At 72.3% G+C, this 14,589-nt stretch carries 12 protein-coding genes; 4 read left to right on the top strand and 8 right to left on the bottom strand.

What is annotated here, in order from left to right:
* Position 1: 1 nt before the first annotated feature.
* Positions 2-1,093 (top strand): MlaD family protein, encoded by a 1,092-nt coding sequence (locus tag ACOACO_RS12375; RefSeq protein WP_420296580.1) that lies wholly within the window; start codon positions 2-4, stop codon positions 1,091-1,093.
* 28 nt (positions 1,094-1,121) lie between these two features.
* Here ACOACO_RS12375 and ACOACO_RS12370 read toward each other — a convergent pair whose 3' ends face one another.
* The 3 genes from ACOACO_RS12370 to ACOACO_RS12360 all read right to left on the bottom strand — a co-directional run bounded on the left by ACOACO_RS12370 (position 1,122) and on the right by ACOACO_RS12360 (position 3,934).
* The gene (locus ACOACO_RS12370; protein ID WP_420296579.1) at positions 1,122-1,679 is read right to left on the bottom strand and encodes a carboxymuconolactone decarboxylase family protein; all 558 of its coding nucleotides are present in this window, start codon (positions 1,677-1,679) and stop codon (positions 1,122-1,124) included.
* Positions 1,676-2,563, bottom strand: coding sequence for an SDR family oxidoreductase (locus ACOACO_RS12365; RefSeq protein ID WP_420296578.1), 888 nt, complete (start codon positions 2,561-2,563; stop codon positions 1,676-1,678). Before ACOACO_RS12365 ends, ACOACO_RS12370 begins: the two co-directional genes overlap by 4 nt.
* 111 nt (positions 2,564-2,674) lie before the next feature.
* A complete protein-coding gene (locus tag ACOACO_RS12360; RefSeq protein ID WP_420296577.1) occupies positions 2,675-3,934 on the bottom strand; it encodes a phospholipase D-like domain-containing protein in 1,260 nt (419 codons plus the stop codon).
* A gap of 76 nt (positions 3,935-4,010) precedes the next feature.
* Between ACOACO_RS12360 and ACOACO_RS12355 the strand changes: the two genes are divergently transcribed.
* From ACOACO_RS12355 to ACOACO_RS12345, 3 genes are read left to right on the top strand one after another with little or no spacing between them, the layout of a single operon-like run.
* Positions 4,011-4,376: a response regulator transcription factor gene (locus ACOACO_RS12355; protein WP_420296576.1), complete on the top strand. Its 366-nt coding sequence runs from the start codon at positions 4,011-4,013 to the stop codon at positions 4,374-4,376.
* 60 nt (positions 4,377-4,436) lie between these two features.
* Complete coding sequence (gene uvrB, locus ACOACO_RS12350; RefSeq protein WP_420296575.1) at positions 4,437-6,566, top strand: excinuclease ABC subunit UvrB; 2,130 nt, start codon at positions 4,437-4,439, stop codon at positions 6,564-6,566.
* 31 nt (positions 6,567-6,597) lie between these two features.
* The gene (locus tag ACOACO_RS12345; protein WP_420296574.1) at positions 6,598-7,890 is read left to right on the top strand and encodes an MFS transporter; all 1,293 of its coding nucleotides are present in this window, start codon (positions 6,598-6,600) and stop codon (positions 7,888-7,890) included.
* A 48-nt stretch (positions 7,891-7,938) separates the two neighbouring features.
* Here the strand turns inward: ACOACO_RS12345 and opgC are convergent, their stop codons facing one another.
* From opgC to ACOACO_RS12320, 5 genes are read right to left on the bottom strand one after another with little or no spacing between them, the layout of a single operon-like run.
* Entirely contained in the window at positions 7,939-10,530 is a 2,592-nt protein-coding gene (opgC, locus tag ACOACO_RS12340) for an OpgC domain-containing protein (RefSeq protein ID WP_420296573.1), read from the bottom strand.
* A complete protein-coding gene (locus tag ACOACO_RS12335; protein ID WP_420296572.1) occupies positions 10,512-10,967 on the bottom strand; it encodes an ATP-binding protein in 456 nt (151 codons plus the stop codon). Before ACOACO_RS12335 ends, opgC begins: the two co-directional genes overlap by 19 nt.
* On the bottom strand, positions 10,960-11,292 hold the full coding sequence (locus ACOACO_RS12330; protein WP_420296571.1) for an STAS domain-containing protein: 333 nt from the start codon (positions 11,290-11,292) through the stop codon (positions 10,960-10,962). Before ACOACO_RS12330 ends, ACOACO_RS12335 begins: the two co-directional genes overlap by 8 nt.
* A complete protein-coding gene (locus ACOACO_RS12325) occupies positions 11,289-13,283 on the bottom strand; it encodes a glycosyltransferase family 2 protein (RefSeq protein ID WP_420296570.1) in 1,995 nt (664 codons plus the stop codon). Before ACOACO_RS12325 ends, ACOACO_RS12330 begins: the two co-directional genes overlap by 4 nt.
* Positions 13,283-14,566, bottom strand: a complete 1,284-nt coding sequence (locus ACOACO_RS12320; RefSeq protein WP_420296569.1) for a PP2C family protein-serine/threonine phosphatase — start codon at positions 14,564-14,566, stop codon at positions 13,283-13,285. Before ACOACO_RS12320 ends, ACOACO_RS12325 begins: the two co-directional genes overlap by 1 nt.
* Between the last annotated feature and the right edge of the window lie 23 nt (positions 14,567-14,589).

Raw genomic sequence — 14,589 nt, 5'->3', positions numbered from 1 at the left:
CATGTCCCGCCTCCTGCCGAGCAAGCTCGTGCTCAGCGTCATCGGCCTCGTGGTCGTGTTCGCGCTGACCTTGTCCTACATGCTGACGTCGGTGCTGAATCTGCCGCTCACCGGCCGGCCGGCGAACATCTCGATCGACCTGCCGCGCAGTGGCGGTCTCTTCGAGGGGTCGGCGGCGTCGTACCGCGGCACGCGCGTCGGCACGGTCGACACGATCCGGATCAACCCGGAGGGGGGCGTCACCGCGACGGTGAGCCTGTCCGAGGGCACCGAGATCCCGGAGTCGACCCAGGCCCAGGTGCGGAGCCTGTCGCCGGTGGGCGAGCAGTACCTCGACTTCCGGCCCGAGGACGACGAGGGCCCCTACCTCGAGGACGGGGACCGGATCTCGGCGGAGGCCGTCGACATCCCCGTGTCGTTCGCCGAGGCCGCGGAGAGCCTCAACGGGTTCATCCAGGTCATCGACGAGGACCAGCTGCAGCTCGTGCTCGCCGAGCTGGGCGCGGCGACCGACGGCGTCGGCGACGACCTCGAGACCCTGCTCGACGCGACCGACAACCTCTCGGCGACCCTCGACGCCGCTTTCCCCGAGACCCAGCGCCTGCTCACGAACGGCGAGACGGTCGGCGAGCTGCTGGAGCGCAACATCCCGCTGCTCGAGCGGTTCTCGACCGCGGCGGCCTCCGTCTCGGCCTTCCTGCGCGACTTCGACCCCCAGTTCCGGGAGATCCTCGGCCGCACCGGCAGCGACCTCGCGAACGTCGAGCTGCTGGTCGCCGACCTGCGGCCCGTGCTGCCGCCGCTCCTCACCCAGCTCAACACCCTCGGTCAGGTCGTCTACGAGCGCGAGCCCCACCTCCGGGCGCTGCCCGACGCGCTGGTCTACGGCATGAGCCGGTTCGCCAGCGCCTTCGAGGGCGGCTGGCTCAACGTCGACCTGTGGCTGCAGGGTGCCCAGGAGTGCGACTACCGCGAGTACCGCGGCGACCCGCGCTCGACGGACCGGCTCGAGACCTACGTCGACGGACGCTGCGCGATCGGTGGCCCGGTGCGCCGCGGCGCCCAGTACGCGCCGCCCCCGCTGGACCGCTGACCCGGCGCGCAGGCCGGGGCCGACCGCCTCAGCGGCGGCGTCGGCGCGGTGCGTCGGGCTGCACCCGCAGGGCGTGCAGCACGAGCGCGAGCATGTCGTAGTGCCCGACGAGCAGCAGCAGCTCGACGGCGCAGCGGTCGCCGAGCTCGCGCTGCACCGCCGCCCACGTCTCGTCGTCCAGGTCGCGGTCGCGCACGAGGGCGTCGGTCGCGCCCAGGAGGAGTCGCTGCCGCGGCGTCCAGCCGTCGGCCGCGGGGCCGTCCGCGACCCGGGCGACGGCCGCCTCGTCGAGACCGGCGCGCCGCGCCAGGCGGCGGTGCTGGGTGAGCTCGTAGGTGCTGCCCGCGAGGGTGGCGACGCGCAGGATGACCAGCTCGGTGTCGCGCCGGGGGAGGCGCCCGCCCGGCATGAGGCGGCCCGCGAAGTGGAGCCACCCCCAGAACAGGCCGCGGGTGCGCCCGAGCGTGAGGAGCACGGCGGGCGGCTCGGTGCCGGTCAGGCGCCCGGCGGCGCGGGCGAGCAGCCAGGCGGGCACGCCGACGTCCCGGCGGTCCCCCGGAGGGACGCGGGGCTCGATGCCGCTCACGCCACCTCCGCCCTGCGGGCGCGCTCGACCTCGGGCAGGGCCGCGTTCGCGGCCCGGTGGAACACCGTCATGGCCAGGCGGTAGCCAGGCGGGAAGAGGCGCTGCAGGAGGTGCAGCAGGCGGATGTCGGTGGAGGTGTAGACCCAGAACCGGCCCTTCCGCACGCCCGCGACGATCGACTCGGCCGCCTGCTCCGGGGTGACCGCGTGGCTGCGGAAGCGTCCGAGCAACCGCCGGAACCGCGGTGTCGTCGTGTCGACGCCCGCGATCTGCACCGTCTCGGTCAGCGGTGTGGCGACGCCGCCGGGGCACACGAGGCTCACCCGGATGCGGTGCTTGGCGAGGTCGAAGCGCAGCACCTCCGAGACACCCCGCAGACCGAACTTGCTCGCGCTGTACGCCGCGTGCCACGGCATCGCGATGATGCCCGCCGCGGAGGAGACGTTGACGAGCGCGCCGCCGCGCCCCGCGTCGACCATCGGGGGCAGGAGCGCCTCGATGACGTGGATCGGGCCCATGAGGTTGACGTCGACCATGCTGCGCCAGTGGTGGTGCTCCAGCGAGCGGACCGTGCCCCACGCGGAGATGCCGGCCACGTTCATCACGACGTCCATCGGCCCGTGGGCCGCGGTGAGGTCGGCGCCGAGGGCGAGCACCGCCGTACGGTCGGAGACGTCCGCGGCGCGGACCAGGCCCACCTCGCCGCCCGCGGCGCGGACCTCCGCGGCGACGGCGCGCAGGGGCTCCTCCCGCAGGTCGGTCAGGTGCAGGCGGGCGCCGTCGCGCGCCACACGTAGCGCGACGGCGCGGCCGATGCCGCTGGCCGCGCCGGTGACGAGGACGTCCCGGCCGGCGAGGTCGAAGGTGCGGCGCCACGGCGGCATGGTGGGTCCCCTCCTCGTCGCCCGGTGCCGCGCGGACGGGCGTCGACGCCGGGCCCGGGCCGGGTCAGCCTCGCACGGCGTCGGCCCGGGGCGGAAGGGTCGGCGGGGGCGTCAGAGCAGGGGGCGCAGGGGAGCCAGGACGAACTCGGTGAACTTGCGGTGGGCCGAGCGGGCCTCCCACTCGTCCGCGCGCAGCTCCCAGCTGTGGCCCTGGTCGGAGAGGAAGATCTCCTCCATCGTCGCGGCGAACTCCTCGTCGATGACCTCGACGTTGATCTCGTAGTTGCCCTGCAGGCTGAGGCGGTCGACGTTGGCCGTGCCGACGGTGGACCAGCTGCCGTCGATCGTCGCGGTCTTGGCGTGCACCATCGCCTCGCGGAACCGCAGGACGCGCACCCCCGACTCCAGCAGCTGGGAGAAGTAGCCCCGGGAGATCCAGTCGGCCACGATGTGGTTCGACTTGTGCGGCAGCAGGATGCGCACGTCGACGCCGCGCCGGGCTGCGCGCTCGAGCGAGTCCACGAAGTCCTGGTCGGGGATGAAGTAGGCGTGCGTCATCCAGATGTTGTGGGTGGCCCGGTCCATGGCCTCGAGGTACATCGAGCGGATGGGGAACATCCACAGGCGCGGGATGTTGCGGTGGAACCGGATGCGCGGCTCCCACACGGACGCGGTCTCGAGCAGCAGGGGACGCTCGCTGCTGCGGAAGCGCTTGCGTCGGTGCAGGTTCCAGAAGTCGGCGAACGTGCGGGTCAGGTCCCACACCCCGGGGCCCGTGATCCGCACGTGGGTGTCGCGCCACTCGGTCGCGTACGGCGCGCCGATGTTGTAGCCGCCGACGAAACCGGTCTCGTCGTCGACGACGAGGATCTTGCGGTGGTCGCGCCCGTAGCGGCGCAGGTCCCAGAAGCGCAGGCCCGCGCCGTACACGGGGTAGCGCAGGACCTTGATCTCCGGCGGGAACCGCTTGAACCGCGGGTCGACCACGAGGTTCGCGAACCCGTCGTAGATGCAGTAGACGTCGACCCCGCGCGCGGCGGCGTCCACGAGGGCCTGCTTGAAGCGCTCCCCGACCTCGTCGCCCTTCCAGATGTAGGTCTCCAGCAGGATGCGGCGCCGCGCGCCGGCGATGGCGGCGAGCATGTCGTCGTACAGGTCCTGGCCGAAGGTGTAGGTGGTGACGGTGCCCTCGCCGATCTCGACGGTGGTCGGGGAGGTGGTCGGGAACGGCTTGGGCTTCTTGCCGCGCCGACGGTAGGAGTCGACGAACGTCATGCCCAGGGCGAGCGCCAGCTGCACGCCGAGGAGGGTGAGCAGTGTGCGCCGCAGCACGCGGAGGATACGGTCGGTGCCGGCGCTGCGTGATCTCACGGGCGACAATCTAGCGAGGTCGGCTCCTGTCGGCCGCCCAGGGAGGGAAGAGGTGGCGATGGCACGCCGAGGACGAGTGCTGGTCGTTGACGACGACGGGGACATCCGCGAGCTCGTCGCCCTGGTGCTCGAGCGCCTGGACGTGGAGGTCGAGCAGGCCTCCCACGGCCTCCAGGCCCTCGACCTCGCCCGCGCCAACCCGCCGGACGTCGTCACCCTCGACCTCGGGCTGCCCGACATCGACGGCATCGAGACATGCCGGCGGCTGCGCGAGTTCAGCGAGGCGTACGTCGTGATCCTCACCGCCCGCGAGGAGAAGGCCGACCGCGACTCGGGCGCGGAGTGCGGCGCCGACACCTTCATGTCGAAGCCGTTCTCGCCCAAGCAGCTGCGCGAGGTCGTCGGCGCGGCCCTCGCCGAGCGGGGCCTCGCGACGGGCTGAGCCCGCCCCCGGGAGCGCTCCGACCCGGGCTTGTCGGTGGCCCGTCGTACGCTCGGACCCATGCGACCCGTCACCGATCTCGAGCGCCGGGTGGCGCCGTTCCAGGTCGTCTCGGACTACCAGCCGGCCGGCGACCAGCCCGCCGCCATCGCCGAGATCTCCCGCCGCATCGACGCCGGCGTGCAGGACGTCGTGCTGCTCGGCGCGACCGGCACCGGCAAGACCGCGAGCGTCGCGTGGGTGGCCGAGCAGGTGCAGCGCCCCCTGCTCGTGCTGCAGCCCAACAAGACGCTGGCCGCGCAGTTCGCGAACGAGCTGCGCCAGCTGTTCCCCCAGAACGCGGTGGAGTACTTCGTCTCCTACTACGACTACTACCAGCCCGAGGCCTACGTCCCCCAGACGGACACCTACATCGAGAAGGACTCCTCGATCAACGAGGAGGTCGAGCGGCTGCGGCACTCGGCGACCAACTCGCTGCTGACGCGGCGCGACGTCATCGTGGTCTCGACGGTGTCGTGCATCTACGGCCTCGGCACCCCGCAGGAGTACGTCGACCGCATGCTGCGGCTGCGCGTGGGGGAGGAGCGCGACCGCGACTCGATCCTGCGGCGGCTGGTGGAGATCCAGTACACGCGCAACGACCTGGCGTTCACCCGCGGCACGTTCCGCGTGCGGGGCGACACCCTCGAGATCTTCCCGGTCTACGAGGAGCACGCGGTGCGGGTCGAGTTCTTCGGCGACGAGATCGAGCGGCTGATGTCGCTGCACCCGGTGACGGGCGAGATCCTGACCGAGGACGAGGAGCTCTACGTCTTCCCCGCCAGCCACTACGTCGCGGGCCCGGAGCGCATGGAGCGGGCGATCCGGGGCATCGAGGCCGAGCTGGCCGAGCAGCTGGAGGTCTTCGAGGGCCAGGGCAAGCTGCTGGAGGCCCAGCGGCTGCGGATGCGCACGACGTACGACATCGAGATGATGCGCCAGGTCGGCTCGTGCTCGGGCATCGAGAACTACTCGATGCACATGGACGGCCGCGCCCGCGGCACGGCGCCCAACACGCTGCTCGACTACTTCCCCGAGGACTTCCTGCTCGTCGTCGACGAGTCGCACGTCGCCGTGCCGCAGATCGGCGGCATGTACGAGGGCGACATGTCGCGCAAGCGCAACCTCGTCGACCACGGGTTCCGCCTGCCCAGCGCGATGGACAACCGGCCGCTGCGCTGGGAGGAGTTCCTCGAGCGGATCGGGCAGACCATCTACCTCTCGGCGACCCCCGGCAACTACGAGCTGGACAAGGTCGGCGGGGACGTGGTCGAGCAGATCATCCGCCCCACCGGCCTGGTCGACCCGGAGGTCATCGTCAAGCCCACGAAGGGGCAGATCGACGACCTCATCGGCGAGATCCGCACCCGGGTGGAGCGCCAGGAGCGCGTGCTGGTGACGACGCTGACGAAGAAGATGTCGGAGGACCTCACCGACTACCTGCTCGACGCGGGGATCCGCACGCGCTACCTGCACTCCGAGGTCGACACCCTCAAGCGCATCGAGCTGCTGCGCGACCTGCGGCTGGGCGCCTACGACGTGCTCGTCGGCATCAACCTGCTGCGCGAGGGCCTCGACCTGCCCGAGGTGTCCCTCGTGGCGATCCTCGACGCCGACAAGGAGGGCTTCCTGCGCTCCGACAAGTCGCTCATCCAGACGATCGGCCGCGCGGCCCGCAACGTGTCCGGCCAGGTGCACATGTACGCCGACCGCATCACCCCCTCGATGGCCTCGGCGATCGACGAGACCAACCGCCGTCGTGAGAAGCAGGTCGCCTACAACGTCGCCCACGGGGTCGACCCGCAGCCGCTGCGCAAGAAGATCGCCGACATCACCGAGATGCTCGCCCGCGAGGACGAGACGACCGAGGCGCTGCTGCAGACCTGGGCCGACGTGGGGCAGAAGGGCCGGGCCGGCGGGGTCAAGCCCCGCGAGGCGCCGGTGCCGGTGCTGGGGGACCAGGCGGTCGCCGACCGGGTCGCCGGCGCGGCGGGCCTGCCGAGCGCCGAGCTCGCCCAGCTGGTGCAGGAGCTGTCCGAGCAGATGAAGACGGCCGCGGCCGAGCTGCAGTTCGAGCTCGCTGCCCGCCTGCGCGACGAGATCTCCGACCTGAAGAAGGAGCTGCGCCAGATGATGGAGGCCGCGAAGTGAGGCCCCGAGCCGCGGCGTAGAGTTCGTTGCAATGAGCAACGACCCGGTCGCCGGACGGGTGCGTCCCTACCTCGTGTGGGGGCTCGGGCTGGCGATCTACCTCCTCGCGGTCTTCCACCGTTCTTCCCTCGCGGTCGCCGGCCTCCTCGCGCGGGAGCGTTTCGACATCAACGCCTCGCAGCTGGCGACCTTCGTCATGCTGCAGCTGCTGGTGTACGCCGTGATGCAGGTGCCCGTGGGGCTGCTCGTCGACCGGTTCGGCTCGCGGCGCGTGCTGCTGTGCGGGCTCGTGGTGCTGACCTGCGCCCAGGCCGGCTTCGCGTTCGCCGACACCTACGCCCTCGCGCTCCTGGCTCGCGTCTTCGTGGGGGTGGGCGACGCCCTCACCTTCATCTGCGTGCTCCGGCTCGTGTCGTCGTGGTTCCCGCTGCGGCAGGTCCCCTTGATGAGCCAGCTGACCGGCACCCTGGGCCAGCTCGGGGCGGTGATCGCCGCGGTGCCGATGACGCTCGCGCTGGGGGCCTTCGGGTGGACCCGCACCTACCTCGGCGCGGCGGCCGTCGGCATCGTCCTGCTCGTCGCGCTGCTGGCCTTCGTGCACGACACCCCGACGCAGCGCTCGTTGCGCGGCCCGGCGTTGTCGCCGCGCGACACCCTCGCCGGCCTCGCCGAGGCGTGGCGGCACCCGGGCACGCGCCTCGGCATGTGGGTGCACTTCATGACCCCGTTCAGCGCCAACGCCCTCGGCACCCTGTGGGGCTACCCGTTCTTCGTGCAGGGCGAGGGCCAGGACGAGAAGGTGGCGGGCCTGCTGCTCACCCTCATGGTCGTGGCGGTGATGACGGCGGGGCCGGTGCTCGGCTGGCTCGTCGGCACCTTCCCCTTCCACCGCTCGACCATGGCGATGGGCATCGTCAGCGCGATGGTCGTCGTGTGGGCGACGGTCCTCGCGTGGCCGGGCGAGGCCCCGCTGGCCCTGCTCGTGCTGCTCGTCGTGGTCGTCGGCGTCGGCGGCCCGGCCTCGATGATCGGGTTCGACGTCGCCCGCACCTCGAACCCGCTCTCGCGGCTGGCGAGCGCGACGGGTCTCGTCAACCAGGGCGGCTTCTACGCCACGTTGCTGCTCGTCGTCGGCATCGGCCTGGTGCTGGACTGGCGCACGCCGGAGGACGCCGCGGCGTACACCCCCGAGGCGTTCCGCTGGGCGATGAGCCTGCAGTTCGTGCTCTGGGGCATCGGGCTCGTGCAGGTCTGGCGCTACCGCCGCTTCGCCCGCGCGCACCTGCGCGCGGGCGAAGCGGCGGCCGCCCCCACCGCGGCCTGAGGCCGTCCGGCCCGTGCTCGCCTGGTCGGCCTGGTCGGCTCGGACCGGTCAGCGCGGGATCACGGAGAACAGGAACCGCTTGCGCACCATGAGCCAGATCAGCGCCAGCACGGCGGTGTGCACCAGCGTTCCCTGCCAGATCGAGCCCCGGTCCAGCCCCGGGATGTTGCCGACGGTGAGCACGAAGAACACGTGGACGATGAAGACGTAGAGGCTCGAGGCCCCCAGCGGCGTCCAGAACCAGCCGATCACCTTGTCGATCGGCTTCCACATCGTCGTCAGCACGGCGTGGGCGACGATGATCATGAGGGCGAGGTCGAGCAGGCGGCCGGGCTGCAGGAACACCCGCGTGTAGGCGTTGTCGTAGAGCCAGCCGTAGGCGCCCTCCGGGAACGGCGACGCCGAGTACCCGTAGGTGTGGGCGAGCCACAACCACACCAGGCTGCCGGCGTAGCCGAACACGAAGACCGCGCAGCCGATCTTCCCGGCCCGGGTCAGCAGCGCCCGGGTGACCTGGCGCCGGTAGACGCCGAGCACCAGCCCGTGCGTGAACGCGACCTGCCAGGTCAGAAGCGGGAACACGGCCTCGAACTGCGAGGGCAGCAGGTGCACCTCGTGCACCGCGTTCCACAGGTAGAGCCCCCAGGAGATCGCCAGCAGCAGCCACCACAGCCCGCGCCTCACGAGGAACATCAGGGCCGGCAGCAGCAGGCTCAGCACCACGAACAGGCCCATGATGTTGAAGACCCACGGCCCCATCTCCAGCAGGAGGAACTGCTGGACGGCGTACCAGGGCGGGGGGTAGTCGAACAGGCGCGGCGCGTTCGCGTAGAGGTCGTAGACCTGGCCGGAGACGACCTCGCCGTCCTCGCCGGTGCCGCGGTCGGTGAACGTCGTGATGATGGTCGCGTCGATGAACGGCAGGAGGCCCAGGAGGTAGACGAGCATCACGACGACGAGCGCCACGACGTACTGCTTGCGGGCCCGGCGCCACATCACGACCGCGGTCGGCCACTCACCGAGCTTGCGCACGGTGGGCAGGTAGATCATCCCGAGCACGACGCCGGAGAGCAGCACGAACATCTCCGCGCCGGTGATGGCGCCGACGGCGTTCAGGGTGACGTAGGTGTACGGGCTCGCGACCTCGATGTGGGTGATGACCACCGCGAGGATGATCCAGCCGCGGAACAGGTCGAGGCGGCGGTCGCGCGGGTCGTCCTCGTCGGGGTAGCGCCAGGACGGCAGGTAGCGACCGGCCGGACCGGCGAGCGCGAACAGCACGGCCAGCACTGCGACGCAGAAGACGATCCAGCCCATCTCCGCGCCGATCTCGTCGGCGTCGGGCTGACGGCCCTGGGCCGTGGCCTCGTTGGCCGCCTCCTGGTCGAGCACCCGGGTCACCGGACCGAGCCGGGTGCCGCTCGCGAGGAGGTCGGGGCGCAGCGCCTCGGTCAGCTCGTCGGTGCGGGTGGCGCGCCAGTCGACGGTGCGGTCGCCGGCCTCGGCCTCAGGCCGCCGCTGCTCCAGCCACGAGTAGCCCCGGACGAGCGGGTAGTCGGCCTCGACGTCGAGCACCTGGCGCCACCACGCCTGCTTGATGTCGAGCTCGGGGTCGCCGGCGTCGTCGGGGATCCACAGCGCCCCCGTCTCCACCAGCACCGGCAGCTCGAACTCCTCGGCGAACCGCTCGTAGAACGGGGTCCGCCCGCCGTCGCCGACGTAGTTGAACCGTTCCTCGAGCCGGTCGCGGTAGGCGTCCTCGGCGGGCACGCGGTCGAGCTCGAAGCCCTCGCTCGTCTCGACGTCACCGGTCTCGCCGCCCTCGTCGGGGTCGAGGTCGTTGTCGATGCGCCCCCGGTCGGGTCCGAAGTGGTAGAGCGTCAGCCCCACCCAGTCGACGGCGTCGGGGCCCGGCCAGTAGGGGCCGTAGGGGTCGTCGCCCTCGTCGAGCCGCCCGTTGCCGTCGGTGTCGAGGTCGCGCACCTCGTCGACGCGTTCGGGGTCGACGTCGCCGTAGGCCGCGCCGTAGGGGTAGCCCGCGCCGTACACCGGCGACCAGACCATGGCCGCGTGCGGCGTGGCGTCGTGGACGGCGTCGGCGACGGTGCGGAAGGCCGCGACGTACGAGCGCGGCTGCTGGCCCCAGCCGTACCAGGTGCCGTTCATCTCCGGCGCGAACCGCACGAGGAAGTAGGTGTCGAAATCGTCGTGCAGCTCCACCAGCTGGTCGGCGAGGTCCGCGGCGTGCTCGTCGGTGAGCTCCGTCAGGGGCCGCACCGGCTCGAGGCTGACGACCGCGACCGCGCCCTGGGTGGCGGCCTGCTCCACGAACTGGCGCAGGTAGGCGCGGTCGTCGTCGTCGAGGGGGTAGTTGACCCGCTGCGTGTACAGCGAGGGCGAGCGTCCCAGCCGGTTCGCGTAGTCGGCCGCCGAGTCCTCGGTCCACGTGAGACCGGGACCGAACCACGGGCTGCCGGCGGGCGGCAGCTCCGGGGGCGCGTCGTCCTCGGCGGCACCCGCGGGCGGGGCCCACGCGAGGAGGGAGAGCAGGAGCCCGAGGCAGACCAGCACGACCGGGGTACGGCGGAGCGCACCGGGCGTGGGGGCCGCTCCGGGGACGCTCAGTCCCGGGGACCGCACCGCAGCGTCCAGACGTTCCGCCCCTCGACGCGCTCGTAGGCGAGCTCGTCGAGCGCCGCGGCGGCGAGGGCCAGGCCCCGGCCGCTCTCGGCGTCCTCGCCGGGCATGGTCACGTCGCTGAGGTCGAGCGCCGCGGGCTGGCCGTTGTCGCTGATGGTGCCGACGAGCCCGCCGTCGGCGCGGCGCACCTCGAGCGCCAGCCGGCGCCGGCGGGGCTCGTCGTCGGCGGCGTAGGCGTGCTCCACCACGTTGCCGAGGATCTCCATGGTGGCCATGACGAAGCGCAGGCGCTCGCCCTCGCCCACCTCGGGGTGGTCCTCCCACGCCTGCTCGAGCGCGTCGTGCGCGTCGTCGAGCGCGCCGGGCTCGGCGGCCAGGTCGAGGACGAGGACGCGTGTGCCGCCCGACTCGCCGCCCGGGTGGGCCCGGTCAGGCATCGAACGCGCTCTCGACGTCCGCCCGCGCCCGCAGGACCTTGTCCATGTTGGTCAGCTCGAAGACCGCCTGCACCCCGGGGGTGGGCCGGGCGATGCGGAGGTCGCCGCCGGCCTGGCGGGCGGTCTTGAGGCCGCTGATGAGCGCCCCGAGCCCGGAGGAGTCGAGGAACGTGGTCTCGGCCAGGTCGACCACGACGCGGTTCGTGCCCCCGCCCACGACGCCGGTCAGCGTCTCCCGCAGCTGGCGCGCGGCGACCATGTTGAGCCGCCCCCGGGGAACGACGACGGCGATGCCGTTCTCGGTGCTGACGTCGATCTCGATCATCGGTCTCCTTCGGTGGAGGGGGAGGGGGGTGGCGCGGACGCCGCGACGGGCTCGTCCGGGGTGGAGCCGCGGTAGCGGACCGCCCGGATGATGACGGAGAAGATCACCAGGTCGAAGACGACCCAGACGAGGTTGAGCGAGGTGCCGAGCAGCGACGCCTGGCCGACGGCCAGGCGGACGACACCGATCACGGCGGCCAGCGCGAGCAGGCCCATGGCGATCAGCTGGGGGCGCACGAGGTCCCACCGCAGCCGGTCCTCCTCCTTGCGCACCTTCGGCGTGACGGAGAAGTCGAGGTCGCGTCCCAGGAAGACGTTGCCGAAGGCGGAGGTGACCGACTTGATCCACACCGGGAAGAGCGCGAGGGAGTACTGCTGGCCGCGCCACGTCGGTCGCCCGGCCGCCGCCACGAAGAACAGCAGCTGGTTGACCACGAGGAAGGGCACGAGCCGCAGGAAGAAGTCGGAGCTCAGCGCCTGCACCGGCAGCACGCCGATGGTGAGGTAGACGACCGGAGCGGCGATGTAGACCAGGGCGGCGAAGCCCGACAGGTAGCTCCACATCGTCGCGAAGTACATGAGCCGCTGCGGCCAGCGCAGCCGCTTCTGCACCAGCGGGTTCTCCCGGAACATGACCTGCGCGGTGCCCTGGGCCCAGCGCAGCCGCTGGGTCAGCATCGACTCCAGGTCCTCCGGCGCCAGCCCGTGCGCCAGCACCTCGTCGTGGTAGACGGTGCGCCACCCCAGCCCGTGGATGCGCATGCAGGTGGCCATGTCCTCGGTGACCGAGATCGTCGCCATCGGCATGACGGGCATCGCCTCGTCGGAGCGGTCGACGTCGACGGCGCGCAGCAGCGCCTCGACGGCCTCGATCGCGCCCAGCGGCGAGAGCGCCTGGGCCGTCACCCGGTCGATGCTCTCGACGCTGACCGTCGCCAGCGACTGGTCGGAGGCCTCGGCGAGCTCGTCGAGCTGCGCGATGACCTCGAGGTCCGCGGCGACGAGCTGCAGGTCGGCGGCGACCAGGCGGCGCCGGATGTCGGCGATGCGGTTCTGGAAGCGGTAGGTGACGTCGAGCAGCGCCTCGCCCCGCGCGATCTCGCGCCGCGCGCGGTTCACGTCGTACAGCACCTCGTCGAGGGCGGCGGCGAGCGCCTCGTCGCCGGGGCCGAGGTCCTTGCGGGCGTCGGCGACGACGGAGCGGGCCGAGCGGAGCGCACGGGTCACCCCGACACCGACCTCGTGCACGTACCGGGAGATGCCCACCTGCATGAGCGCCTCGCGGCGCAGGACGGCGTTGGAGCCGCAGAAGAACGCAGCGTTCCACCCGTCCTTGCCCTGCTGGATCGGGCCGTAGAACAGCGGTGCCTGGCTGCCGAGCGGGTCGTCCTCGGGGACGTTCACGAAGTACTGCGGCGTCTGCACGAGCCCCACCTCGGGGTCGGCGAAGTAGCCGAGCGTGCGGTCGAGGATGTCGGGCGACGGCACCTGGTCGGCGTCGAGGATGAGGAGGTACTCGCCGTCGGTCGCCTGCAGCGCGTTGTTGAGGTTGCCGGCCTTCGCGTGGCGCGGCATGCCCGCCCAGTCCCCGGAGCGGGTGATCCACCCGATGCCGAGCTCCTCGGCCAGCCGCTCCATCTCGGGCCGGTTGCCGTCGTCGAGGATCCAGGTGCGGTGCGGGTGGCGGATGGCGACCGCCGCGACCGCCGTGCCGCGCACCAGGTCGATCGGCTCGTTGTAGGTCGTGATGAACACGTCGACGGTCGCGTCGGGGATCGGCGGCGGTGGCTCGCCCCGCTCCTTCAGGCGCCACATGGCCATGCCGAACAGCAGCGAGTCGATGAGGCTGTAGGTCTCCGCGACGACCAGGGGCACCGCGATCCACCACGCGGACCAGTGGACCGAGAAGAGCCAGCGCCAGGTGACGTAGTTGATGCCCAGCAGCGCCGTGACGAGGACGATGGCCCGCAGCAGCAGGAGCCGCCGCGACATCACCCCACCTCCGGCCGGCGGAACACCGCCAGCACCGTCACGTCGTCCAGGGGGGTGCGCTCCCGCGCGAGCCGCCGGACCGCCTCGAGCAGGTCGTCCGGCGACTCCTCGGCACGCACGAGGCGCGCCAGCTCGGGCCAGGGGGCCTCGGGGGCGTCGAGCAGGTCGAGCACGCCGTCGCTGATGACCACCAGGCGGTCGCCGGGTCCCACCGTCGTCGTGTGCTCGCTCCAGTGGTCGTCGGGGAAGACGCCGAAGGGACGGTCGTCGCCGCTCAGGGCCGTCCACGACCCGTCGTGGTGGACGACCGCGGCGAGGCCGGATCCGGCGTCGACCCACCGCGTGTAGCCGTCGTCGAGGTCGATCGCGGCCTCGAAGAGGGTGAGGAAGGCGCCCGCCCGCTCCAGGTCGGGGGTGAGGCTGTGCGCGACCTGGGTGGCGGTGACGCCGAGGTCCGCGCCCGCCGTCACGGCGGCGTGGGTGCTGCGGATCGCGGCGCGTGCGCCGGCGCCGAGCAGCGCGGCGCTCGTGCCCTTGCCCATCACGTCGCCGACCCCGAGGTGCAGCACGCCGTTGCCGACACCGTGGTCGAAGAAGTCGCCGCCCACGGCGAGGGCGGGCAGGCACGTGCCGACCGCGCGCCAGGGGCCCTCGGAGACGGGGTCCGCGGGCAGCAGCGAGGCCTGCACCTCGCGCGCCTGCCCCATCTCCGTCGACGCCACGAGCTCGTGCTGGGCCCAGGCGGCGAGGTCGGCCAGGTCTGCGCGGCCCTCCTCGTCGAGGTCGCGCGGGGCGTCGTCGAACAGGCACAGCGTGCCCACCACGTTGCCGAGGTGGTCGGTGAGCGGGTGCCCCGCGTAGAAGACGATGCCGCCGTCGCGGACGATGTCGAGATCGGCGAACCGCTCGTCGTCGCGGGCGTCGTGCACCACGAGGAGGTCGCCGAGGGCCTGGGTGGTGTCGCAGAAGGTCTGGGAGCGGGGGAGGGTGCGCACGTCGGTGCCCTGGGCGCTGGGCAGCCACGCCCGGTCGCGGTCGAACAGGGTGATCGAGGTGGCGGTCACCCGGAAGAGCTTGCGGGCCACCCGGGTGATCCGGTCCAGCTGCTCGCTGCCGGAGCCCACCACGTCGCTGACCCCGTCGACGGCACGCTGCAGCGCGACCGGGTCCCGCGGGTCGTCCCCGTCAGGTCCCCCGTGCCCCCCGGGCCCCCCGTGCCCCCCGGGCCCGGACGGCGCCGGCCCGGGAGGGGTCGCCGGGGTCCCCTGACGCTCGTCCTGCATCTGCCGCTCCTCGCGTACGTGCC

This window comes from Nocardioides sp. CPCC 205120 (genome assembly GCF_048654585.1).
GTDB lineage: Bacteria > Actinomycetota > Actinomycetes > Propionibacteriales > Nocardioidaceae > Nocardioides.
Note: the sequence above shows the minus strand (reverse complement) of the source record. Positions and strands in the feature narration are given on the sequence as shown.